Consider the following 20663-nt stretch of genomic DNA (forward strand, 5'->3'; position numbering starts at 1 on the left):
AGAGTCAGCGGAGGCTTCGGAAAAGGACTTCCGCTTCGTGGAGCCTAGGTTTGGGGCGATCTGGACGTCAACAGTTTGTTGAAGAGATGCTCAACGTGCCGTTGAAGTGGATTCCGGGCGGCGCCGCCGCTTGGGCGCGACAGGACAGGTGTCAGCAGCGGCGCCGCCCGGGGTTCAGGTGCCGCGCGTCAGATCTGTGCGCCGGAGAGGCGCTCGACCGCGCGCAGCAGCGCGGAGTGGTCCAGGCCCCCGTCGCCCTGGGCGCGCAGCGACGCGACCAGCTGGGCGACCACGGCGCCGACGGGCAGGGCCGCGCCGACGTTGCGGGCGGCGTCGGTGACGATGCCCATGTCCTTGTGGTGGAGGTCGATGCGGAAGCCCGGCTTGAAGTCGCGCTGGAGGAAGTTGTCCTTCTTGCGCGTCAGCACGGTCGAGCCCGCGAGGCCGCCGTTGAGGACGTCGAGCGCGGCCTTCAGGTCCACGCCGGACTTCTCCAGGAAGACCACGGCCTCGGCGCACGCCTGGATGTTCACGGCGACGATCAGCTGGTTGGCGGCCTTCACGGTCTGCCCCGAGCCGTGCGGACCGCACAGCACGATGGTCTTGCCGAGCGCCTCCAGGATCGGCTTGGCGGCGTCGAAGTCGGCCTGCTCACCGCCGACCATGATCGACAGCACGGCCTCGATGGCACCGGCCTCGCCGCCGGACACCGGGGCGTCCAGGACGCGGATGCCCTTGTCCTTGGCGGCCTTCGCGAGGTCCACCGAGGTCTGCGGGGTGATCGAGGACATGTCGATCAGCAGGGCGCCGGACCTGGCGTTCTCCAGGATGCCGTCGGGGCCGTACGAGATGGCCTCGACCTGCGGGGAGGCCGGGACCATGGTGATGACGACATCGGCGTCCTTCACGGCCTCGGCGATCGAGCCGGCGACGGTGCCGCCGGCGGCCGCCAGGCGGTCCAGCTTGTCCTGCTCCAGCGTGAAGCCGGTGACGTCGTAACCCGCCTTGATCAGGTTCTCGGACATGGGGGAGCCCATGATGCCGAGGCCTATCCACGCGATCTTGGGGAGGTTGCTCATGATGGGGGTGCCTTTCACGTAAAGGGGGTCAGCGGGGCAGCCAGTCGAAGGCCTCGGCGCTCGGGCGGTCGCCCGGCTTGTACTCGAGGCCGACCCAGCCGTCGTAACCCGCCTTCCTCAGCTGGTCGAGGAGGTCTTCGAGGGGCAGCGAGCCGGTCCCCGGAGCACCGCGGCCCGGGTTGTCGGCGATCTGCACATGGCCGGTCCTGGCGGCGTACTCCTCGATCACCGCCGGCAGGTCCTCGCCGTTCATGGACAGGTGGTAGAGGTCCATGAGGAACTTGGCGTTGCCGAGGCCCGTCGCCTCGTTGACCTTGTCGACGATCCCGATCCCGGCGGGCGCCGACACCAGCGGGTACCGCGGCGACTCGGGCTTGTTCAGCGTCTCGATCAGCAGGATCGCGCCGATCCGGTCGGCCGCGCGGGCCGCGAGGACCAGGTTCTCCAGGGCGAGCGCGTCCTGCTCGGCCGGGTCGACGCCGTCGACGCGGTTGCCGTACAGGGCGTTGAGCGCCTTGCAGCCCAGCGACCGGGCGAAGTCCGCGGCCACCTCGATGTTGGCGCGGAACTTCTCCGACTCCTCGCCCGGGATCGACAGGGCGCCGCGGTCCGGGCCGGGCAGTTGGCCGGCGTAGAAGTTCAGGCCCGTGAGCTGGACGCCCGCGTCCTCGATCGCCTGCTTGAGGGCGTCGAGCTCGGACTGCTCGGGGGTGGGGGAGTCGACCCAGGGCCACCACAGCTCGACCGCGGTGAAGCCCGCCGCGGCGGCGGCCGCGGGGCGCTCCAGGAGCGGGAGTTCCGTGAAGAGGATCGACAGGTTGACGTTGAAGCGCTGGTCTGCGAATCCCATGGGCCGCCGCGCTCCCTTCCGTGTCGAGTGATTCCGTATTGCGGAAGTTCGTTTCTGCTTAATGGAAGATTGCCGTCGGGTCTCGTCGCTTGTCAAGAGGGCTCGGCGGAAGTCGGCGCCGCGCGTTAGGTTGTGCGCGTGCGATTGAGAGTGGAGTTCACGACCGAGCCCTTCGACCTGGACGAGGCGCCCGCGCACGCGGTCGCGGCCCGTGAGGTGGTCGAGGCGGCCGAGCTGGACGCGGTCGACGTCGGCCCGTTCGGCAACACCGCGGAAGGTGGTGCCGAGGCCGTGCTCTCCGCTGTCGACGCGCTGCTGCGGGGGAGTCTGGCGGCCGGTGCCACCCGTATCTCGCTTCAGGTCAACGTGATCGGGGAGGGCGAGAAGTGACCGGCACCGGGGACGAACCCTTCATCACGGCCGTGAAGCCGCTGGTCGACGCCATGGGCGGGGAGATGGTGCCGCCGGACGAGGCCGGCCCCGACGATGTCGTGCTGGCCTGGGAGGGCGCCGACGTGGTCGCCGTACGCCTGCCGCAGCTCGCGGACTCCCTCGATCACATCCTCGCCGCCATGGAGCGCAAGCAGGGCAAGCCGCTGGCCGACCTGGACCGCAAGGCCAAGCAGGAGGTGGTGCGCATACTGGAGGCGCGTGGCGCCTTCTCCGTACGGCACGGCGTCGAGACCGTGGCGAGCGCCCTCGGGGTCAGCCGGTTCACGGTCTACAACTACTTGAACCGTGACAAGGGCTGATCCTTCAAGGCGGCGCTGTTGTAACCCCGAATTTTCAACAAAGTGTTGACGTGGTGTTTCGAAGGGCGTTAGCTAGCGGCAGCCCGTTCAGCAACATGGCCACGGAGGCTCCCGTGACTTCGACTTCCACGCCGCCGGGCCTGACCCGGTTCAACGCCCTGGAGGAGCACGCGGCCTTCGCCGCCCTCCACGAGGCGTGTGCCTCCACGGCATGGGCGCGGCGACTGCTCGCCGCCCGCCCCTACACCACCAGCGACGAGCTCTACGCCGTCAGCGACGCCGCCATGGCCGAGCTGACCGCCGAGGACCTCGCCGAGGCGATGGCCGGACACCCGCCCATCGGCCGCCCCAAGGAGGGCGACCCGACCTCCGCCCGTGAACAGCGTGGCATGGCCGGCGCGACGGAGGAGCTCAAGGCCGAGATGCTGGAGCTGAACCTCGCCTACCAGGAGAAGTTCGGCCATGTCTTCCTGATCTGCGCCACCGGCCGGACCGGCGAGCAGATGCGGGACGCGGTCAAGGAGCGGATCGGGAACGCGCCGGAGCAGGAGCGGGAGATCGTCCGCACCGAGCTGGGCAAGATCAACCGCATCCGGCTCGCCCGACTCGTCGAAGAGGACTGACGCAGCATGAGCACCAGCACCACCGCCTCGGTGTCCACCCACATCCTGGACACCAGCATCGGCCGCCCCGCCGAGGCAGTCGCCGTCCAGCTGTCCGCCCGACAGGGTGCGGAGGCGGACTGGCAGGCGCTCGGCGGCAGCGCGACCGACGCGGACGGGCGGTGCAAGGACCTGCCGGCCCTGCCGGAGGGCACCACACACGTACGGCTCGACTTCGCGGTGGAGCCGTACTTCGAGAAGAAGCAAGCCGATGCGCAGCAGGACGCCCCCGCGAATCGGGACAGCGGTGCAGGGGCAGTGTTCTTCCCGGAGGTGGCGATCACCTTCGCCGTCGAGCCCGGGGAGCACTATCACGTACCGCTGCTGCTCAACCCGTTCGGCTACTCCGTTTACCGAGGGAGCTAGCTAAATGCCCACGATTCTGGGACAGAACCAGTACGGCAAGGCCGAGAACCGAGTCGTAAAGATCACGCGGGACGGCGCCACCCACCACATCAAGGACCTGAACGTGTCCGTCGCGCTGAGCGGCGACATGGACGAGGTCCACTACTCCGGCTCCAACGCCAACGTGCTGCCGACCGACACCACCAAGAACACGGTGTACGCGTTCGCCAAGGAGCACGGCATCGAGTCGGCCGAGCAGTTCGGCATCCACCTCGCCCGGCACTTCGTGACCTCGCAGGAGCCGATCAAGGTCGCCCGGATCCGGATCGAGGAGTACGCGTGGGAGCGCATCGCCGCCTCCGACGCCAACTCCCAGTTCATCGGCGCGGACGAGGTCAAGCACTCGTTCGTGCGCAAGGGCCAGGAGACCCGGGTCACGCAGATCACCTATGACGGCTCGTCATGGGAGGTCATCTCGGGTCTGAAGGACCTGGTCGTGATGAACTCGACCAACTCCGAGTTCTGGGGCTACGTCAAGGACAAGTACACGACGCTCCAGGAGGCGTACGACCGCATCCTGGCGACCCAGGTCTCGGGCCGCTGGCGGTTCAACTGGACCGACGACGAGCAGCGGATGCCCAACTGGGAGAAGTCCTACGAGCAGACCAGGAAGCACATGCTCCAGGCCTTCGCCGAGACCTACTCGCTCTCGCTCCAGCAGACCCTGTACCAGATGGGTTCGCGGATCATCAACAACCGCAGCGAGATCGACGAGGTCCGCTTCTCCCTCCCGAACAAGCACCACTTCCTGGTGGACCTGGAGCCGTTCGGGCTCAAGAACGACAACGAGGTGTACTTCGCCGCGGACCGGCCCTACGGCCTGATCGAGGCGACGATCCTGCGGGACGGCTGCGAGCCGAAGATCCCGGTGGACCTCACCAACCTCTGATCAACTCCATTCGCGGCACCCGCGGCCCGCCTGTGCGGGCCGCGGCACTCAAATCTCCCGGGTCCTGCCGTGCCCTCTCCACCGAAGCGCAAAGGACGAAACCATGGCAGCAGCAGCCCAGCGCATCGTCATCGAGAACTGTTCGATCGCGACCGTCGACGCCCACGACACCGAGTACGCGAGCGGATACGTCGTCATCGCCGGCAACCGCATCGAGGCGCTCGGCGCGGGCAAGGCCCCCGAGGGCCTGGAGAACGTCGTACGCCGCATCGACGCCACCGGCCATCTCGTGACCCCCGGCCTGGTCAACACCCATCACCACTTCTACCAGTGGATCACCCGGGGCCTGGCCACCGACCACAACCTCTTCAACTGGCTCGTCGCGCTGTACCCGACCTGGGCGCGCATCGACGAGCGGATGACCTACTCGGCCGCGCAGGGCTCGCTGGCCATGATGGCCCGCGGCGGTGTCACCACCGCGATGGACCACCACTACGTCTTCCCGCAGAACTCCGGCGACCTGTCCGGCTCGATCATCCGCGCCGCCCGCGAGATGGGCGTCCGCTTCACCCTCGCCCGCGGCTCGATGGACCGCAGCGAGAAGGACGGCGGCCTGCCCCCGGACTTCGCCGTCGAGACCCTCGAAGGCGCCCTCGCCGCGACCGAGGCCACCGTCAAGGAGCACCACGACGCCTCCTTCGACGCGATGACGCAGGTGGCCGTCGCCCCCTGCTCGCCCTTCTCCGTCTCCACCGAACTCCTGCGGGAGGGCGCCGAGTTGGCCCGCCGTCTCGGCGTGCGCCTGCACACCCACGGCTCGGAGACCGTCGAGGAGGAGCAGTTCTGCAAGGAACTGTTCGGGATGGGCCCGACCGACTACTTCGAGTCCACCGGCTGGCTCGGCGAGGACGTGTGGATGGCGCACTGCGTCCACATGAACGACTCCGACATCGCCGCCTTCGCCCGTACCAAGACCGGTGTCGCCCACTGCCCGTCCTCCAACGCCCGCCTCGCCGCCGGCATCGCCCGCGTCCCCGACATGCTCGCCGCCGGCGTCCCGGTCGGCCTCGGCGTCGACGGCACCGCCTCCAACGAGTCCGGCGAACTCCACACCGAGCTGCGCAACGCCCTCCTCATCAACCGCCTCGGCGCCCACCGGGAAGCCGCGCTCAACGCCCGTCAGGCGCTGCGCCTGGGAACGTACGGCGGCGCCCAGGTCCTGGGCCGTGCCGCCGAGATCGGCTCCCTGGAGGCCGGCAAGCTCGCCGACCTGGTGCTGTGGAAGCTGGACACGCTCGCCCACGCCTCCATCGCGGACCCGGTCACCGCACTGGTCTTCGGCGCGGCGGCCCCGGTCACGGCCTCCTTCGTGAACGGCCGTCAGATCGTCGAGGACAACCGCCTGTTGCACGTCGACGAGGACGCGATCGCGCGCTCCACGCGGGAGCAGGCGCAGCGGCTGGCGCGGATCGCCGCGCAGAGCTGACCGGTTGACGATCTGAAGATCTCCGGTCGAGGGGGACGGCCCTCGACCGGTAGCCGTGAACCCGAGCGGGGTTCATGGCGGCCGTCTCCGGGGCGCATGCCACACGTGTGCGCCCCGGAACGGTCACCGTGCATGTCCCCCATGCACCCCACCCGTCCTCCGGTCCCGCACGACCGCGCACCACCTCCAAGAAACCCACGTCAGAGCCGACGTGTTAGCTGACCCGGAGGAACCGCCGTGACCGCCCAACGAGCCGACGACATACACCCCGTCGACGAAAAACTCCCCGCAGTCAAAATGGCCACCACGGGCCTCCAACACGTGGCCGCCATGTACGCGGGAGTCGTGGCCCCGCCCCTGATAGTCGGGGCGGCCGTCGGCCTCTCCGGCACCGAACTGACCTTCCTGACCGGCGCCTGCCTCTTCACCGCGGGCCTCGCCACCTTCCTCCAGACGCTCGGCGTCTGGAAGATCGGCGCCCGGCTGCCCTTCGTCAACGGCGTCACCTTCGCGGGCGTGGCCCCGATGACGGCGATCGTCGCCTCCACCGACGACAAGTCCGACGCCCTGCCGATCATCTTCGGCGCGGTCATCGTCGCCGGTCTGCTCGGCTTCCTCGCCGCCCCCTTCTTCAGCAAGGCGGTCCGCTTCTTCCCGCCGGTCGTCACCGGCACGGTGATCACGCTCATCGGCGTCTCCCTGCTGCCGGTCGCCTTCGGCTGGGCGCAAGGGCCCAACCCCGGGGCGGACGACTACGGTTCGACGACCTACCTGGGACTCGCCGCCACGACGCTCGTGATCGTGCTGCTGCTGCGCCGGTTCACCCGCGGCTTCGTCAAGCAGATCGCCGTGCTGCTCGGCCTGGTCATCGGCACGCTGGTCGCGATCCCCTTCGGCGTCACGGACTTCGGGCCGGTCGCGGACGCGGACGTGGTCGGCTTCCCGACGCCGTTCCACTTCGGTGCCCCGCAGTTCCAGGTCGCCGCGATCGTGTCGATGATCGTGGTGATGGTGGTCTCCATGACCGAATCGACCGCGGACATGCTGGCGTTGGGCGAGATCGTGGACCGCCCGGCCGACGAGCGGACCATCGCGGCGGGCCTGCGCGCCGACACCCTCGGCTCCGCGCTCAGCCCCCTCTTCAACGGCTTCATGTGCAGCGCCTTCGCCCAGAACATCGGCCTGGTCGCGATGACGAGGATCCGCAGCCGGTACGTCGTCGCCACCGGCGGCGCCTTCCTGGTCCTGATGGGCCTGTGCCCGATGGCCGCCTCGCTCATCGCCGTCGTACCGCGCCCGGTGCTCGGCGGCGCCGGCGTGGTCCTCTTCGGGTCGGTCGCGGCGAGCGGCATCCAGACCCTGGTGCGGGCCGGCCTCGACAAGGACAACAACGTCCTGATCGTCGCCGTCTCGCTGGCCGTCGGGATCATCCCCATCACGGCGCCGGAGTTCTACCACGCGTTCCCCGAGACGGCGAAGATCGTGCTCGACTCGGGGATCTCGACGGGCTGCGTGGCGGCCGTGGCGCTCAACCTGGTCTTCAACCATCTGGGCAAACAGCACGACGCCCAGGACGTGACGCACCCGATGGAAGCGGGCGAGGAGATCGCCGCGGCGCACTGACGGAGGGGGTGGCTGTTGCCGGCCGCCCCCCACCTGCACCGAGTTCAGAGCCGGTCGAAGGCCTGGCAGGGGCGGGCCTCGGGGAGGCGGCCGGTGAAGAAGGAGCGCGGTGGGACGCCCATCAGGGTGCGGAAGTCGGACGTCATGTGGGCCTGGTCGTAGTACCCGGTGGTGGCCGCGAGATCGGCCCACTTGGCGGTCGGCGCCTGCGCCAGCACCGCGCGGACGCGGTCGATGCGCGCGTAGTGCTTGGGGGAGAGGCCGACGCCCTCCGCGAAGAGGTTCCGCAACTGCCGCTCGCTGACGGCGAGTTCCCGTGCCACGTCCTTCACCTGCGCGGGTGGCCGGTCGCCGCGCATCGACAGGGCGTCGACGGCCGCCCGCAGCAGCCTCCCCCGCGAGTCCGGGACCGGGAGCCGGCCCAGGGTGTGCGTCAGCCGGTCGATCAACGCGTCCGTCTCCAAGTCGGCGCTGTCGTACGCCAGTTGCCGTGCCGTACGCGTGGGCAGCTCACTCAGGGGCACCGCCCGGCCGACGAGGTCGGCCGCCGCCACCCCGAGCAGCGGACGTGCCGTCCCCGGCGCCAGATGCAGCTGCACACAGGACGCGAGGCGCTCGGTCCCGGCCCGGTGGTACGAGGCGCGGGTCCGCGGGCCGACGACCAGGGCGTCGCGCCGACCGTCCTCGCCGACCCGCACGACCAGCTTCGTCGCGGTGTCCGGGGCGTGCGCGACCGACTCGCCGCCGGTCACCGTGGCGATCTCGGCGATCCAGGGGCGCAGTGCGTCGGGCACCGCGCGTACTTCGTGGGCGATCGTCGTCACTTCTCCACGGTAAGCGGGTGGCGTGGCCGAGTGGGCCGGCCAACCGTGCCGGAATTTCCAAGAGTTGCCGCCGGGCGGTCCGCCAGCGTGGAGGACATGATCCTAGTGACGGGTGCGACCGGCACCATCGGCAGTGAAGTCGTACGACAGCTCGCGGCACGCGGCGAGAAGGTCCGCGCCCTGACCCGCGACCCCGGGCGGGCGGTGGTGCCCGAGGGCGTGGAGGTGGTGCGCGGGGACTTCCTCGACCAGCCTTCCCTGGAGGCGGCGTTGGCGGGCGTCGACGCCGCGTTCCTGGTGGGGGTGCTCGGGCCGGAGGACGGCGGGCGGGACGTGCGGCTCATCGAGCTGACGCGGGCGGCGGGGGTGCGGCGGATCGTGAAGCTCTCCGCCATCGGCACCGGCGCGCCCGAGTTCGGCCCGTTCGGCAGGTGGCACCTGCCCGGCGAACAGGCCCTGCGGGCCTCCTCCGGCCTGGAGTGGACGATCCTCCGCCCTTCGTCCTTCGCCTCGAACACCCTGGGCTGGGCGCGGGCCCTGGCGGCGGGCCAACCCGTGCCGAACATGACGGGGGAGGGGCGACAGGGCGTCGTCGACCCGCGTGACGTGGCCGAGGTGGCGGTGGCGGCCCTGACCGACGCCCGGCACGCGGGACGGACGTACACCTTGACCGGCCCCGAGGCGATCAGCGTCCACGACCAGGCCGCGGTGCTCGCCGAGGTGCTCGGCCGCCCGGTGGAGACGATCACCCCCTCGCGGGATCAGCTGCGGGAGCAATTGGCGGCGTCCGGGCTGACCGACCAGGCGGTGGAAGGCGTCCTCGGCGGCCTGGAGTTCGCCCGCGACAACGGGAACACGACCGTCACGGACGACGTGCGAGAGGCGCTGGGGCGACCGGCGCGGTCGTACCGGGAGTGGGCCGAGGATCACCAGGGGGTGTTCGCCGGGGGGTGAGACGCGGCGGTGTGGCGGCCGGCAACGGGGGCCGCGCGGTGGGGGTCACTCAGAACCCCGCGGCGCGCGGTGGGGTTCTGAGTGACCCCCACCGCGCTCCGCACCTTCAGCCGCCGTCGCGCCAAGCCTTCACCGCGCCCCGCCGCCCCTCACCCGTCGCATGGCCGCAAGGCGACCGCCGCCGCCCCTCACTCGCCCCGCGGCCGCAAGACGACCGCCGCCATGGCCAGGGCCGCGATCGCGATCCCGGCGCCCACCTGGAACGCCAGCTGGTATCCCTGCGCGGTCGCCGTCGTCAGGGTGGTGGCGCCGGCGTCCAGCAGAGCCTCCGTCCGGCTCGCCGCCAGGACCGACAGGACCGCCAGGCCGAGTGAACCTCCCACCACCTGCGTGGTGTTGAAGACGCCCGACGCCAGCCCCGCGTCCTCCTCCCGGGCCCCCGACATGGCCAGCCCGGTCAACGCGGGCATCGCGGCGGCGAACCCGGCGGAGAGGAGGAGCAGGGGCGGGAGGACGTCGGTGAGATAGGAACCGTCGGCCGGGGCGCGGCCCAGCAGGGCCATGCCGGCGACGATGAGGGCGAGCCCGGCGAGCAGCACCCGGTAGGCGCCGAAGCGGCCGATCGTCCGGGCCGACAGGCCGAGCATCAGCAGGCCGATCGCGATCGGCGCCGGCAGGAACGCGGTGCCGGTGAGCAACTCGCCGTAGCCCAGCACGCGTTGGAGATAGAGCGCGCCGATGAACTGGAAGCCGTACATCGTCGCGATCATCAGGATCTGCACGGCGTTCGCGCCGCTGAGCAGCCGGGAGCGGAACAGGCGCAGCCGCAGCAGCGGGCGGGCGGCCCGGGCCTGGCGGAGGGTGAAGCCCGTGAAGAGCGCGAGCGCGAGGGCCGCCAGGAGCAAGGTGGCGGTCAGTTCCCGGTCGCCGGCGCCGACGATGACGTAGACCGTGAGCATCAGGGCCCCGGTGACGAGCGCGGCGCCCGGGTAGTCGGCGCCCTTGCCCAGTCCTTCCCCGGCCTCCCCCGCCAGCACCCGCACGGCCGCGAGCCACGCCACGATCCCGATCGGCAGGTTGATCAGGAAGATCCAGTGCCAGCTCAGCGCCTCGGTCAGCGCCCCGCCGAGAAACGTGCCGAGCGCCCCGCCCGCCGCGCCGACCGCGCTGAACACCGCGATGGCACGGGCCTGTTCACGCGGCTCGGGGAACAACGCGACCAGCATGCCCAGCACCACGGCCGAGGTCATCGCCCCGCCCACGCCCTGCAACGCCCGCGCCGCGATCAGCACGCCCTGCCCGGTCGCCAGCCCGCACAGCACCGAGGCCGCGGTGAACACCACCAGCCCGGCGGTGAACATCCGCTTGCGCCCGACCAGGTCACCCAGCCGCCCGGCGAGCAGCAACAGCCCGCCGAAGGGGATGAGATAGGCGTTCACGACCCAGGCCAGCCCCGGCGCCGTGAAGCCGAGGTCGCTCTGGATGGCCGGCATGGCGACCGTGACGATGTTGCCGTCCAGGATCGTCATCAGCGTGCCCGCGCACAGGACGACGAGGGACGCCCAGCGGGAGTACGTTCGGGACGACGGCCCCGCCTTCGTCGGTGACTCGATCGTGGTCGACATGACCTTCGCTCTCCTTAGGTGCACGACTTGTAACTGAGTGCATCCTGGGTGACCATGAGGAGAGCCGTAAGGAGGCAGTTCGATGTCCCAGAGGAACACCGGTGTAACCATCGAGGCAGTGAACGCGCACGCGTGCCCGGTCCGGGAAGTTCTTGACAGGGTCGCCGGGAAATGGAGCGTCCAGATCCTGGTCGCCGCCGCCCAGGGACCCATCCGGTTCACCGAGTTGGAGCGCAGCATCGAGGGCATCAGCCGCCGCATGCTCACCCTGACCCTGCGCAACCTGGAACGCGACGGCCTCGTGACGCGCACGGTCCACCCGACGGTCCCGCCGAAGGTCGAGTACGCCCTCACGCCCGTCGCCACGGAGCTGCACGAGACCCTGCAACGCCTGACCGACTGGGCCGAGCGCAACAGGGTCTACATCGCCGAGTCGCGCGCGGCCTACGACACCGAGCACCAGCCGGAGCTGGTCGACGTCTGACCCGCGGGCCGGGGGCGCCTCACAGTCCGAACAGGGCCGGATCCGCCGCCAGTTCCTTGAAGTACTTCCGCGGGTCCGTGACCAGCCTGCGCTCCTTGAGGTCCATCAGCCCGCCGACGGCCGTGATCTCGGCCGCCACCGTGCCGTCCTTCTTGCGGATGGTCTGCTGGATGCGGAAGGTCTTCCCCTCGCCCCACTCGAAGCCGCAGCTCACCTCCACCTCGTCGCCCGCCAGCAGCTCCCGCCGGTAGCGGATCGTGGTCTCCAGGGCCACCGGTCCCACGCCGCTGCCGATGAGGCCGGCCTGGGTGATCCCGGCCGCCCGCAGCAGCGACCAGCGGGCGTGCTCCGCGTAGTTGATGTAGACGCTCTGGTTCAGATGGCCCTGCACATCCGTCTCGTACCCGCGGACGGTCACCGGAACGGCGAACGGCTCGGTCACGTCAATCACCTCTCGTGCCACGGCAGTTGATGGACCAGATCCTGACACGTGCGCCTTACACGCGTCTCGGCGAGGCCAGCAGATAGCGATCTCTGGTCCGTGGCTCGGTGTACTCGCCGACCTGCCAGCCCGCCGCCTCCAGCGTGGCCGAGCAGGCCCGCAGCGCGGCGGCGTCGGGCTCGCGCACGGCGACGGCCTCGGGCTGCGGGGTCGCCCGCACCCGGTAGCCCCGCCCGCCGTCGGCCCCCGCCGGAACATGCCCGGCCGCCTCCAGGGCGAGCGCGGCGGCCTGCACCAGATGTGCCCGCTCCCAGCCGCACGGACGGTCCGTCGCCCCGTCCGGATTCGTCATCCGGCGCAGCTCCAGCAGCCCCTGCCAGGCACTGTGCACCTCCCGCACCCGGGCGGGACCCGCGGCCGGCGGATCCTCCTCACCGCCGATGCGGGCGGCGAACCCCCCGGACGCCGAGGGCGTCTCCGGCGCGGGCGGCACGGGCTCGGCGTCCCGCAGGCGATGCCCCGCCGGGGTGAGGAAGTGGTCGTGCGGCGGGCGCGCGTGCCGGAACGCCAGGCCGTGCCTGACCAGCGCCGCGAGCTGCGCCTCCGTACCCTTCAGCCGCCCGGTGACGTGATCGGCGGCGTCGATGACGCGGCGCTGCGCGGCGGTGGGCGGACGAGTCACGACGTTCCCCCTTCGTATCCCGAAGTCCCCCTCGGACTCTTGCGAGCCCGGACTGTTCCGAGCCCGGACTGTTCCGAGCCCGGAGTGTTCCGAGCCCGGACTGTTCCGAGACTAAGCCGGGGGTCTGACATTCCACCCGGCGATCACCGGCCGCCCGTGCTCCGTCCCCAGCCGGCACACCGTCCCCGTGGCCAGCTGGAACAGCGCTCCATGTGCCGCGGGCAGCCCCAGCCGCCGGGCCGTCAGCACCCGCAGGAAGTGGCCGTGCGCCACCAGCAGCACCACGCCCTCGGTGTTGGCGAGGGCCGCGTCGACCTTGGCCAGGACCCGGTCGGCCCGCTCGCCCACCTCCTCCGGCGTCTCCCCGGGATGCTCCGGCGGACCGGGCGCGACCCCGTCCGTGAACAGGAACCAGCCGGGCCGGGTGCGCTGGATCTCGACGGTGGTGATCCCCTCGTAGCCGCCGTAGTCCCACTCCCGCAGGTCGACGTCCACCTGGGCGTCCGGCACCCCGATCAGTTCGGCCGTCTCCCGCGCGCGCTGGAGCGGGCTGACGAACGCGGCGCCGATCCGATGGGACCGGATCAGCGGCACCAGCCGCCGCGCCTCCTCCCGCCCGTGCTCGGTCAGCGGAACGTCCGTCCACCCGGTGTGCCGCCCGGACCGCGACCACGCGGTCTCCCCGTGCCGAACGAGAAAGAGATCACCCATGGCTCCAGGCTAGGAGCCCGGGCCGGACCGCGCCGCCGGTGCCGCTACTGCCGGTACCCGCTCAGGAACCGGCCGATCCGGCCGATCGCCGCCTCCAGGTCGTCCGCGTAGGGGAGGGTCAGGATGCGGAAGTGGTCGGGGGTCGGCCAGTTGAAGCCGGTGCCCTGGACCACCTGGATCTTCTCGCGCAGGAGGAGGTCCAGGACGAACTTCTCGTCGTCGTGGATCTTGTAGACCTTGGGGTCCAGGCGGGGGAAGGCGTAGAGGGAGCCCTTGGGCTTCACGCACGACACCCCGGGGATCTCGTTGAGCTTCTCCCAGGCCACGTTGCGCTGTTCGTGCAGCCTGCCGCCCGGCAGGGTGAGTTCCCGGATGGACTGGCGGCCGCCGAGTGCGGCCTGGATGGCGTACTGGGCCGGGGCGTTGGCGCACAGCCGCATGGAGGCCAGCATGGTCAGGCCCTCCAGATAGTCCTTGGCGTGCTGCTTCGGGCCCGTCACCACCAGCCAGCCCGAGCGGAAGCCGGCCACGCGGTACGTCTTGGACAGCCCGCAGAACGTCAGCACGACGAGGTCCGGGGCGAGCGCGGCGGCCGAGTGGTGCACGGCGTCGTCGTACAGGATCTGGTCGTAGATCTCGTCGGCGAAGACCATCAGGCCGTGCCGGCGGGCGAGGTCGAGGATGCCCTCGACGATCTCCTTCGGGTAGACGGCGCCGGTGGGGTTGTTGGGGTTGATGATCACGACGGCCTTCGTCCGGTCCGTGATCCTCGACTCCATGTCGGCGAGGTCCGGGTTCCAGTCGGCCTGTTCGTCACAGATGTAGTGGACGGCCTTGCCGCCCGCCAGCGTCGTCACCGCCGTCCACAGCGGGAAGTCGGGGGCCGGGATGAGGACCTCGTCGCCGTCCTCGATCAGCGCCTGTACGGCCATCGAGATCAGCTCGGAGACGCCGTTGCCGAGGAAGACGTCGTCGACGTCGACCTCCAGGCCGAGCGTCTGGTAGCGCTGGGCGACGGCCCGGCGGGCGGAGAGGATGCCCTTGGAGTCCGTGTAGCCGTGCGCCTGCGGGAGCATCCGGATCATGTCCTGGACGATCTCCTCGGGCGCCTCGAAACCGAAGAGCGCCGGGTTGCCCGTGTTCAGGCGCAGCACGCTGTGGCCCGCCTCCTCCAGCGCGTTGGCGTGCTCGATCACCGGGCCGCGGATCTCGTAACAGACGTCGCTGAGCTTGCTGGACTGCCGGAACTCCATGCGCTGCTGCCTCTCCGGTTTCGTGTGTTGCTTGGTTTTACCAAGTGGCCGCTTGGAAAGTCCAACGACTTGTCTAGACTGCGTCGCATGTCACCTCGCCGAAGCTACGACCAGTACTGCTCCGCCGCCCGCGCGCTGGACGCCGTGGGTGACCGCTGGACCCTGCTGATCGTCCGTGAGCTGCTCACCGGCCCGCGCCGCTACACGGACCTGCACGCGGACCTGCCGGGCGTCAGCACGGACGTACTCGCCTCCCGGCTGAAGGACATGGAGCGGGACGGCCTCGCGACCCGGCGCAGGCTGCCGCCGCCCGGTGCGGCGTACGTCTACGAACTCACCGGCCGTGGAAGGGAATTGCTGCCCGTGATCCAGGCGCTGGGGGCGTGGGGCGAGGCGGAGCTGGGGGAGCGGCGGCCCACCGACGCGGTACGGGCGCACTGGTTCGCGCTGCCGTTGCTTCGCGCGCTGGAGGGCGAGGGCGTGGTCGAAGTCCGGCTGGAGGAAGGGGACTTCCATCTGTACGTCGGCGCCGAGGACGGCCCGGTCTACGGCCACGGGCGCGCCCCTGGGGAGCCCGACGCCCGGCTCTCCATGGATGTCGACACCTGTACGGCCATCGGGCGCGGGGAGTTGAGCGTGGCCGACGCGGTGCGGGACGGGCGCATCGAGGTGGGCGGCGACGGGACGCTGGCCAAGGGGCTCAGGAACGCGTGAAAAGACGCTGGCCAAGGGGCTCAGGAACGCGTGAAAAAGGGCCCGCTGCCGTGACGCAGCGGGCCCTTTGATGAGGCGTCAGGCGCCCGGCGGCACCCGCGACGGCCGTCCCGCCCCGCGCGTCAGCGAGTACCCGCCGACGCCCGCGAGCGCGGCCAGCACACCGCCCACCGCCGTCCACACCCAGCGGTCGGACCACCAGCCGCCGGACCAGCCGTCCTCCGGTTCGATGCTGGAGAGCACGGCCGAGGCGGACGAGTCGTCCTCCGAGGAGGCCTCCGACTTCATCGCGATGCCCGGCACCAGCGGCTTCGCCAGCGAGCCGTCCACCGCCGCCGCGCCGCCGATGTCCTTGGAGTTCACCTCGACCGTGGCGTCGACCGGCTGGCCGAGGTCGGCGGTCGTGAGGCCGACGGCCGTCAGCCGGACGTAGTACGTGCCCGGCAGCGGGTCGTTCGCCCACGGCTCCGACCAGGCGCGCACCGTGCGCAGCACGCAGGCCAGCTCCACGGTCGTGGCGTCGGCCGCCGCGGTACGGGTCTGCGCCCCGTACTGGCAGGCCTGGCGGCGCCGCAGTCCGTCGTACACGTCGACCTGCCAGGTCTGCCCGGCATGCGTCTCGGGCAGCTTCACCGTCGCCTCGACGGTGGGGCGCTGACCGGCGTCCGCCGGGAACGACCAGTACAGGTAGTCGCCGGTGGAACCGCTCGCGGTGGCCTGCTGCCCCTGCTCGAACTCGGTCGCCGTACGGAAGGACGTACCGGCGGACGTCGGCGCCTCACCGTCGGAGGACGCCGACGGCGACGGCGAGGAGTCGGCCGCCGCGGGTGCCACGGCCAGCCCCAGCATCAGCAGCGCCGCACCCAACACTCGTGTGATCCGCATCAGTTGGTCCTCCAGACCGCGACCCGCCAGCGTGACACCCAGCCCCAGACGAGCCCGGCGAGGAACCCGACCAGTACGAGCAGACCGAGCAGCCACCAGCCGCGCCCGAGACCGAACGAGGCCACGTCGCTGGACGAGGACGGCGCGTCCACGACGTCCACCGTCAGCTCCAGCGGCATGCCCGGCGTGGTCTTCACCCCGGCGGCCGCCGAGAAGGAGTGGGTGACCTGGAGACACACGGTCTCGGCGGCCGGGTCGTCCTCGTCGCTGTCCGCCTTCGGGTAGCGCAGACCCGTCGAGATCACGTCCGTACGGCCGTTGCCCGACGCCTCGCCGCGCACGATCTCACGGCCGTGCACGGTCACCGCCCGCAGCAGCACCCCGTAGGAGGGGTTCACGGCCCGGTCGGCCGCCACGCTCACCGAGGCCCGCAGCTCCTGCCCGGGTTCGACGTCCACCCGGTACCAGCGCTGCTGCCCGAACTCCTCGCGGTCGGTGAAGAGTCCGGACTTCAGCGCGGGCGCGTCGGCGCACTGCCCGGCACCCTCGGTGGCCACCGGCGTCACCACCGGGTCGGCCGCGCGGTCCACCAACTGGTTGACCTTGTCGGTGAGTTCCTCGCTGTGCTCGACCGACGTGTAGGTGCCGCCGGTCGCCTCGGCGATGCAGCTCAGCTGCTGCCGCATCTTGGTGTTCGGGACCAGGCCGAGCGTGTCGATGGTCAGGCCGATGCCCTTGGCCGCGATCTCCCGGGCCACCTCGCACGGGTCGAGCGGGGCGCAGGTGTCCTCGCCGTCGCTGATCAGCACGATCCGCTTGGAGGAGGCGCTGTCGGTGAAGTCGTCGGCGGCCTTCAGCAGCGCCGGGCCGATCGGCGTCCAGCCGGTGGGCGAGAGGGTCGCCACCTGCGTCTTGGCCTCGGTGCGGTCCAGCGTGCTCACCGGATAGAGCTGCGCGGTGTCCTTGCAGCCCGTCTTCTGGTTGTCGCCGGGGTAGTTGGCGCCCAGGGTCCGGATGCCGAGCTGCACTTCCTCCGGGGTCGCGTCCAGCACCTCGTTGAAGGCCTGCTTCGCCGCCGCCATGCGGGTGCCGCCGTCGATGTCCGCCGTCCGCATGGAGCCGCTCACGTCGAGGACGAGGTCGACCTGGGGCGCGGTCCCGCCCGTGGGCTCACCGGCGACCGCCGCGACCGGGAAGGCGATCCCGGCCGTCAGGGCGGCGAACAGGACGCACACTCCTGCCGCCAGCCGTTGTCTTGTGATCATCGGCGGATCCTATGGAACGGAGGTGTCAGCCTCCAAAACGAGCCGGGTTCGGCAGCTGTGCCCACTGGTCCCCGGGCGTCCCCGGCGACAGCCGCATCAGCGTCAACGCCTTGGTGGGCAGCGGGTTCTCACGGAGTGCCACGAGATCGGGGGTGGCCGGAAGGTCGCGTACGACCGTCTCCAGTGCCCGGCCCAACGCCGCCCCGGACCCCGCCGTCCCGGCCAGCGCTCCCCCCACCAGCGCCCCGAACAGCTTGCGCCGCAGGGCCGTTTCGTCGTCGGTGACGACCCGGCCGCTCAACTCCGGTACGGGGACCCCGTGTCGGGCCAGCCGGGCCGGGCTGACCCGGATGTCGGCCAGGTCGCGGTAGACGAGCCGCAGCGGCGCACCCGTCGCCGACAGCACGACCAGGAGATTCTGGCCGTGCGCCTCCAGGGCCACCCCGAGGTCCAGCAGCCGCAGCCCGACGGTGAGCGCCAGCCGCGTGAAGTCCGCCAGCCAGGAAGCGCTGGACGGCAGATCGGTCGTGGCGAGCGCGGCCACCGGCACCACCCGCTCCCCGCTCCCCGCGTACACCTGCGGCGACTCGCGCACCACGGCGGCCAGGTCGGGGGAGTCGGCGGTGGCCGCGCCCAGGGTGCGGGTGAAGTGCAGCAGGCCGTCCGTGCGGGCCGCCAGCGACTCCGCGAAGGCCGACAACGTCGCCGACATGCCGATCGAGTACACCGAGATGTCCCGCACCGACGACGTCAGCCGAGCGCTCAACGCGGTCTTCACATGCGGCCCTTCGCCGGTCAGGGCCAGCGTGCGCAGGGACATCAGCGGATGCGCGGCCGGTCCCGCGTCGCCCGCCCGCTTCAGCACATGCGCCGCCTGCCACGGATGCACCGGGATCAACAGCCGTGCCCCGTCCCGCATCCCGGCCGGCCAGTCCCCGGTCACCAGGCACTCGTCCGCCCGGACCGGCATCAGCCGCAGCCCGACCAGCGGCCGGTGCTCGGGCCCGTACGCCAGCTGCTCCGGCACCGAGAAGCCGGGCCGGGAACGGCAGTTGGGGTGGAACGGATGCCCGTCCACGACCCGCTGCTCCCACTCCCAGTCGGTCGCGGGCCACGCGTCCGGGTCGGCCGCCGGCTGCCCGGCCCGCGACAGCGCCAGCGAGGCGACGCTGTGGCCGAGTTCGGCCGCGAGGCCGGTGCCGTGCGGCACGCCGAGGTCGGTCATGAGCCGCGCGGGATCGTCGTACGCGGTGCCGTCGAGCCGTACGACCGAGACGTACGCGGCCGTCGCGTAGGGGTCGGCCGCCGGGCCTTCGAGCCGGCGTCCGTCCTTGAGACGCAGGGTGAGACCGTCCCGACCGGTGATCCAGGGCAGCGGCTCGTACGCCAGCGCCCGCCACAACCGGGTCAGCACGGCAGCCCGGGCGCCCGGCAGCTCGGCCGCGTACCGCGACACCAGGTCGGGGCGCGCTTCGGCCAGCTCCTGGGCGACCTCGGCCTCGGCGGTGGGGGAACGGTGCACGGGTGGGCTCCTCGGGTACACATAGGTGGCACGGCGGGCGGCCGTCGACAGAGATACTGATCGTCTCCGCCCGCACGTAGAGAACGAGTGAAACGCGTGGACCTCATCCCCCCGGCCGCCGCCGACGCCTATGCTGCCGCGCCGCTGCTGAACTGCCTGCTGCGGGAGGTCGCCGAGGCGCTCCCGGGCTCCGGCGAGCCGCGCACGCACCGGCTGCCCAGCGGCCGCCTGCTGCGGGTGCGGGGCGAGCGGCGGCCCGCGGCACCCGAGGTGCACACCGGCGGCCGCTGGCACCGCATCGGCCACACCGAACTCGTCAAGCTCGTCGCCGACGAGCTGACCCGCCACACCGGCCTGCCCAACCACGAGCTGCCGGCCGAGATGATCGACAGCCGGGACGCGGTGGCCGCCCTGCTCACTGCACGCGCGCGGGCGACGCCGCCGACCGACCCGTATCTGCTCTCCGAGCAGTCCCTGCTCACCGGCCACCCCTACCACCCCGCCCCGAAGGCGCGCGGCGGCGGCCCGGCCGCCGGCTGGCTGCCCTACGCGCCCGAGGCGCACGCCCGCTTCCCGCTGACGCTGCTCGGCGTGCGCGAGGACACGGTCGTCGAGGAGGGCGACACCTCCGCCCTGGACGCCCTCGGCGAGGCCCCGCCCGGCTACCGGCTGCTGCCCGCGCACCCCTGGCAGCTCGACCTCGTGGACCTCACGGACGCCTTCGCCGACGGCCGGCTGATCCGGCTGGGCACGACCGGCTTCGACGCCTGGCCCACGGCCGCGATCCGCACCCTGTACGCCCCTGAGCGCGACCTCTTCCTGAAGTTCAGCCTGGACGTGCGCATCACCAACGACATCCGGCGCCTGTGGCGTCACGACCTGGCCAAACTCCGGCGGACCGACGCGGCCGCGTCCCGCGCCTTCGCGACCGGCCCCGCGGCCTGGCTGTCCGACCGCGGCTACCGCACCGCCGACTTCGCCTTCGAGGAACTGGCGGTCCTGGTCCGCGACGGCTTCCAGGGGCACCTCCGCCCCGGTGCCACCCCGCTGCTCGCCGCCGGGCTGGTGGAGGGCTTCGAGGGCGCCCCGTCCGGCGGTGCGGCCTGGTGGGAGGCGTATCTGCGAGCCGTCGTACCGCCCGCCCTCGCGGCCTTCGCCGACCACGGGGTCGTACTCGAAGCGCACCTGCAGAACACGCTGGTCGCCGTGGACGCCGACGGCATGCCCGTGCAGGCGCTGTTCCGGGACGCGGAGGGCGTGAAGCTGCTGGCCGACGTGGAGCGGGCGGCCGGGTGGGAGCGGCTGGTGTACACGCTCGTCGTGAACCACCTGTGCGAGGTCGCGGCCGTCCTCGCCGAGCGTCGGCCCGGCCTGGACCCCTGGCCTGCCGTACGCCGGGAACTGGCCCGGCACGACCTCCCCGAGATCACGGCCCTGCTCACCGCACCCACCCTCCCCGGCAAGACCAACCTGCTGCTGCGCTGGACCGAGGCGGACGGCGCGGACGCCCGCTACCTGCCGCTGCCCAACCCACTGGCACCGTGAGCCCTGACATA

Annotated in this window: 22 protein-coding genes; 11 read left to right on the plus strand and 11 right to left on the minus strand. The window is 71.5% G+C overall.

What is annotated here, in order from left to right:
- Window positions 1–188 precede the first annotated feature (188 nt).
- Both EJC51_RS37340 and EJC51_RS37345 read right to left on the minus strand, forming a co-directional pair.
- A complete protein-coding gene (locus tag EJC51_RS37340; protein WP_126275095.1) occupies window positions 189–1079 on the minus strand; it encodes a 2-hydroxy-3-oxopropionate reductase in 891 nt (296 codons plus the stop codon).
- Between the two features lie 28 nt (window positions 1080–1107).
- On the minus strand, window positions 1108–1929 hold the full coding sequence (locus tag EJC51_RS37345; protein WP_126275096.1) for a TIM barrel protein: 822 nt from the start codon (window positions 1927–1929) through the stop codon (window positions 1108–1110).
- A 138-nt stretch (window positions 1930–2067) separates the two neighbouring features.
- Between EJC51_RS37345 and EJC51_RS37350 the strand changes: the two genes are divergently transcribed.
- The 7 genes from EJC51_RS37350 (at window position 2068) to EJC51_RS37380 (ending at window position 7746) form a co-directional block, all read left to right on the plus strand.
- Window positions 2068–2319: a hypothetical protein gene (locus EJC51_RS37350; RefSeq protein ID WP_079312282.1), complete on the plus strand. Its 252-nt coding sequence runs from the start codon at window positions 2068–2070 to the stop codon at window positions 2317–2319.
- Window positions 2316–2681 (plus strand): helix-turn-helix domain-containing protein, encoded by a 366-nt coding sequence (locus EJC51_RS37355; RefSeq protein ID WP_059195420.1) that lies wholly within the window; start codon window positions 2316–2318, stop codon window positions 2679–2681. Before EJC51_RS37350 ends, EJC51_RS37355 begins: the two co-directional genes overlap by 4 nt.
- A 113-nt stretch (window positions 2682–2794) precedes the next feature.
- On the plus strand, window positions 2795–3304 hold the full coding sequence (uraD, locus tag EJC51_RS37360) for a 2-oxo-4-hydroxy-4-carboxy-5-ureidoimidazoline decarboxylase (protein ID WP_126275097.1): 510 nt from the start codon (window positions 2795–2797) through the stop codon (window positions 3302–3304).
- Between the two features lie 6 nt (window positions 3305–3310).
- Complete coding sequence (gene uraH, locus EJC51_RS37365; RefSeq protein ID WP_097270430.1) at window positions 3311–3709, plus strand: hydroxyisourate hydrolase; 399 nt, start codon at window positions 3311–3313, stop codon at window positions 3707–3709.
- Between the two features lie 4 nt (window positions 3710–3713).
- Window positions 3714–4637, plus strand: a complete 924-nt coding sequence (gene pucL, locus EJC51_RS37370) for a factor-independent urate hydroxylase (protein WP_126275098.1) — start codon at window positions 3714–3716, stop codon at window positions 4635–4637.
- A 103-nt stretch (window positions 4638–4740) separates the two neighbouring features.
- Window positions 4741–6123, plus strand: a complete 1383-nt coding sequence (locus EJC51_RS37375) for an 8-oxoguanine deaminase (protein ID WP_126275099.1) — start codon at window positions 4741–4743, stop codon at window positions 6121–6123.
- Window positions 6124–6360: 237 nt separating this feature from the next.
- Window positions 6361–7746 carry a nucleobase:cation symporter-2 family protein gene (locus EJC51_RS37380; protein ID WP_279631375.1) on the plus strand — a complete coding sequence of 462 codons (1386 nt, stop codon included), beginning with the start codon at window positions 6361–6363 and terminating at the stop codon, window positions 7744–7746.
- Between the two features lie 44 nt (window positions 7747–7790).
- On the opposite strand, the gene EJC51_RS37385 is transcribed toward EJC51_RS37380, so the two are convergent.
- Window positions 7791–8570 carry an AraC family transcriptional regulator gene (locus EJC51_RS37385; protein WP_126275100.1) on the minus strand — a complete coding sequence of 260 codons (780 nt, stop codon included), beginning with the start codon at window positions 8568–8570 and terminating at the stop codon, window positions 7791–7793.
- A 96-nt stretch (window positions 8571–8666) separates the two neighbouring features.
- Between EJC51_RS37385 and EJC51_RS37390 the strand changes: the two genes are divergently transcribed.
- Window positions 8667–9524 carry an SDR family oxidoreductase gene (locus tag EJC51_RS37390; protein WP_425276819.1) on the plus strand — a complete coding sequence of 286 codons (858 nt, stop codon included), beginning with the start codon at window positions 8667–8669 and terminating at the stop codon, window positions 9522–9524.
- Window positions 9525–9712: 188 nt separating this feature from the next.
- Here the strand turns inward: EJC51_RS37390 and EJC51_RS37395 are convergent, their stop codons facing one another.
- Complete coding sequence (locus EJC51_RS37395) at window positions 9713–11149, minus strand: MFS transporter (protein WP_126275102.1); 1437 nt, start codon at window positions 11147–11149, stop codon at window positions 9713–9715.
- 82 nt (window positions 11150–11231) lie between these two features.
- On the opposite strand from EJC51_RS37395, the gene EJC51_RS37400 reads away from it, so the two are divergent.
- Window positions 11232–11633, plus strand: coding sequence for a winged helix-turn-helix transcriptional regulator (locus EJC51_RS37400; protein ID WP_126275103.1), 402 nt, complete (start codon window positions 11232–11234; stop codon window positions 11631–11633).
- 19 nt (window positions 11634–11652) lie between these two features.
- On the opposite strand, the gene EJC51_RS37405 is transcribed toward EJC51_RS37400, so the two are convergent.
- From EJC51_RS37405 to EJC51_RS37420, 4 genes are all read right to left on the minus strand, one after another.
- Window positions 11653–12075 (minus strand): acyl-CoA thioesterase, encoded by a 423-nt coding sequence (locus EJC51_RS37405; RefSeq protein ID WP_126275104.1) that lies wholly within the window; start codon window positions 12073–12075, stop codon window positions 11653–11655.
- 55 nt (window positions 12076–12130) lie between these two features.
- Window positions 12131–12757 (minus strand): hypothetical protein, encoded by a 627-nt coding sequence (locus EJC51_RS37410; protein WP_126275105.1) that lies wholly within the window; start codon window positions 12755–12757, stop codon window positions 12131–12133.
- Window positions 12758–12868: 111 nt separating this feature from the next.
- Entirely contained in the window at window positions 12869–13468 is a 600-nt protein-coding gene (locus tag EJC51_RS37415; RefSeq protein ID WP_126275106.1) for a histidine phosphatase family protein, read from the minus strand.
- A 44-nt stretch (window positions 13469–13512) separates the two neighbouring features.
- Window positions 13513–14721: a pyridoxal phosphate-dependent aminotransferase gene (locus tag EJC51_RS37420; protein WP_059195409.1), complete on the minus strand. Its 1209-nt coding sequence runs from the start codon at window positions 14719–14721 to the stop codon at window positions 13513–13515.
- An 87-nt stretch (window positions 14722–14808) separates the two neighbouring features.
- Here EJC51_RS37420 and EJC51_RS37425 point away from each other — a divergent pair, with 87 nt between their 5' ends.
- The gene (locus EJC51_RS37425; protein ID WP_126275107.1) at window positions 14809–15435 is read left to right on the plus strand and encodes a winged helix-turn-helix transcriptional regulator; all 627 of its coding nucleotides are present in this window, start codon (window positions 14809–14811) and stop codon (window positions 15433–15435) included.
- A 78-nt stretch (window positions 15436–15513) separates the two neighbouring features.
- Here EJC51_RS37425 and EJC51_RS37430 read toward each other — a convergent pair whose 3' ends face one another.
- The 3 genes from EJC51_RS37430 to EJC51_RS37440 are packed head-to-tail and all read right to left on the minus strand — an operon-like array spanning window position 15514 to window position 19107.
- Entirely contained in the window at window positions 15514–16320 is an 807-nt protein-coding gene (locus tag EJC51_RS37430) for a hypothetical protein (protein ID WP_126275108.1), read from the minus strand.
- Complete coding sequence (locus EJC51_RS37435; protein ID WP_126275109.1) at window positions 16320–17585, minus strand: VWA domain-containing protein; 1266 nt, start codon at window positions 17583–17585, stop codon at window positions 16320–16322. Before EJC51_RS37435 ends, EJC51_RS37430 begins: the two co-directional genes overlap by 1 nt.
- A gap of 25 nt (window positions 17586–17610) precedes the next feature.
- On the minus strand, window positions 17611–19107 hold the full coding sequence (locus EJC51_RS37440; protein WP_126275110.1) for an IucA/IucC family protein: 1497 nt from the start codon (window positions 19105–19107) through the stop codon (window positions 17611–17613).
- Between the two features lie 87 nt (window positions 19108–19194).
- Here EJC51_RS37440 and EJC51_RS37445 point away from each other — a divergent pair, with 87 nt between their 5' ends.
- Window positions 19195–20652, plus strand: coding sequence for an IucA/IucC family protein (locus EJC51_RS37445; RefSeq protein WP_126275111.1), 1458 nt, complete (start codon window positions 19195–19197; stop codon window positions 20650–20652).
- The last annotated feature ends 11 nt before the right edge of the window (window positions 20653–20663 follow it).

This window comes from Streptomyces aquilus, from assembly GCF_003955715.1.
Taxonomy (GTDB): Bacteria; Actinomycetota; Actinomycetes; order Streptomycetales; family Streptomycetaceae; genus Streptomyces; species Streptomyces aquilus.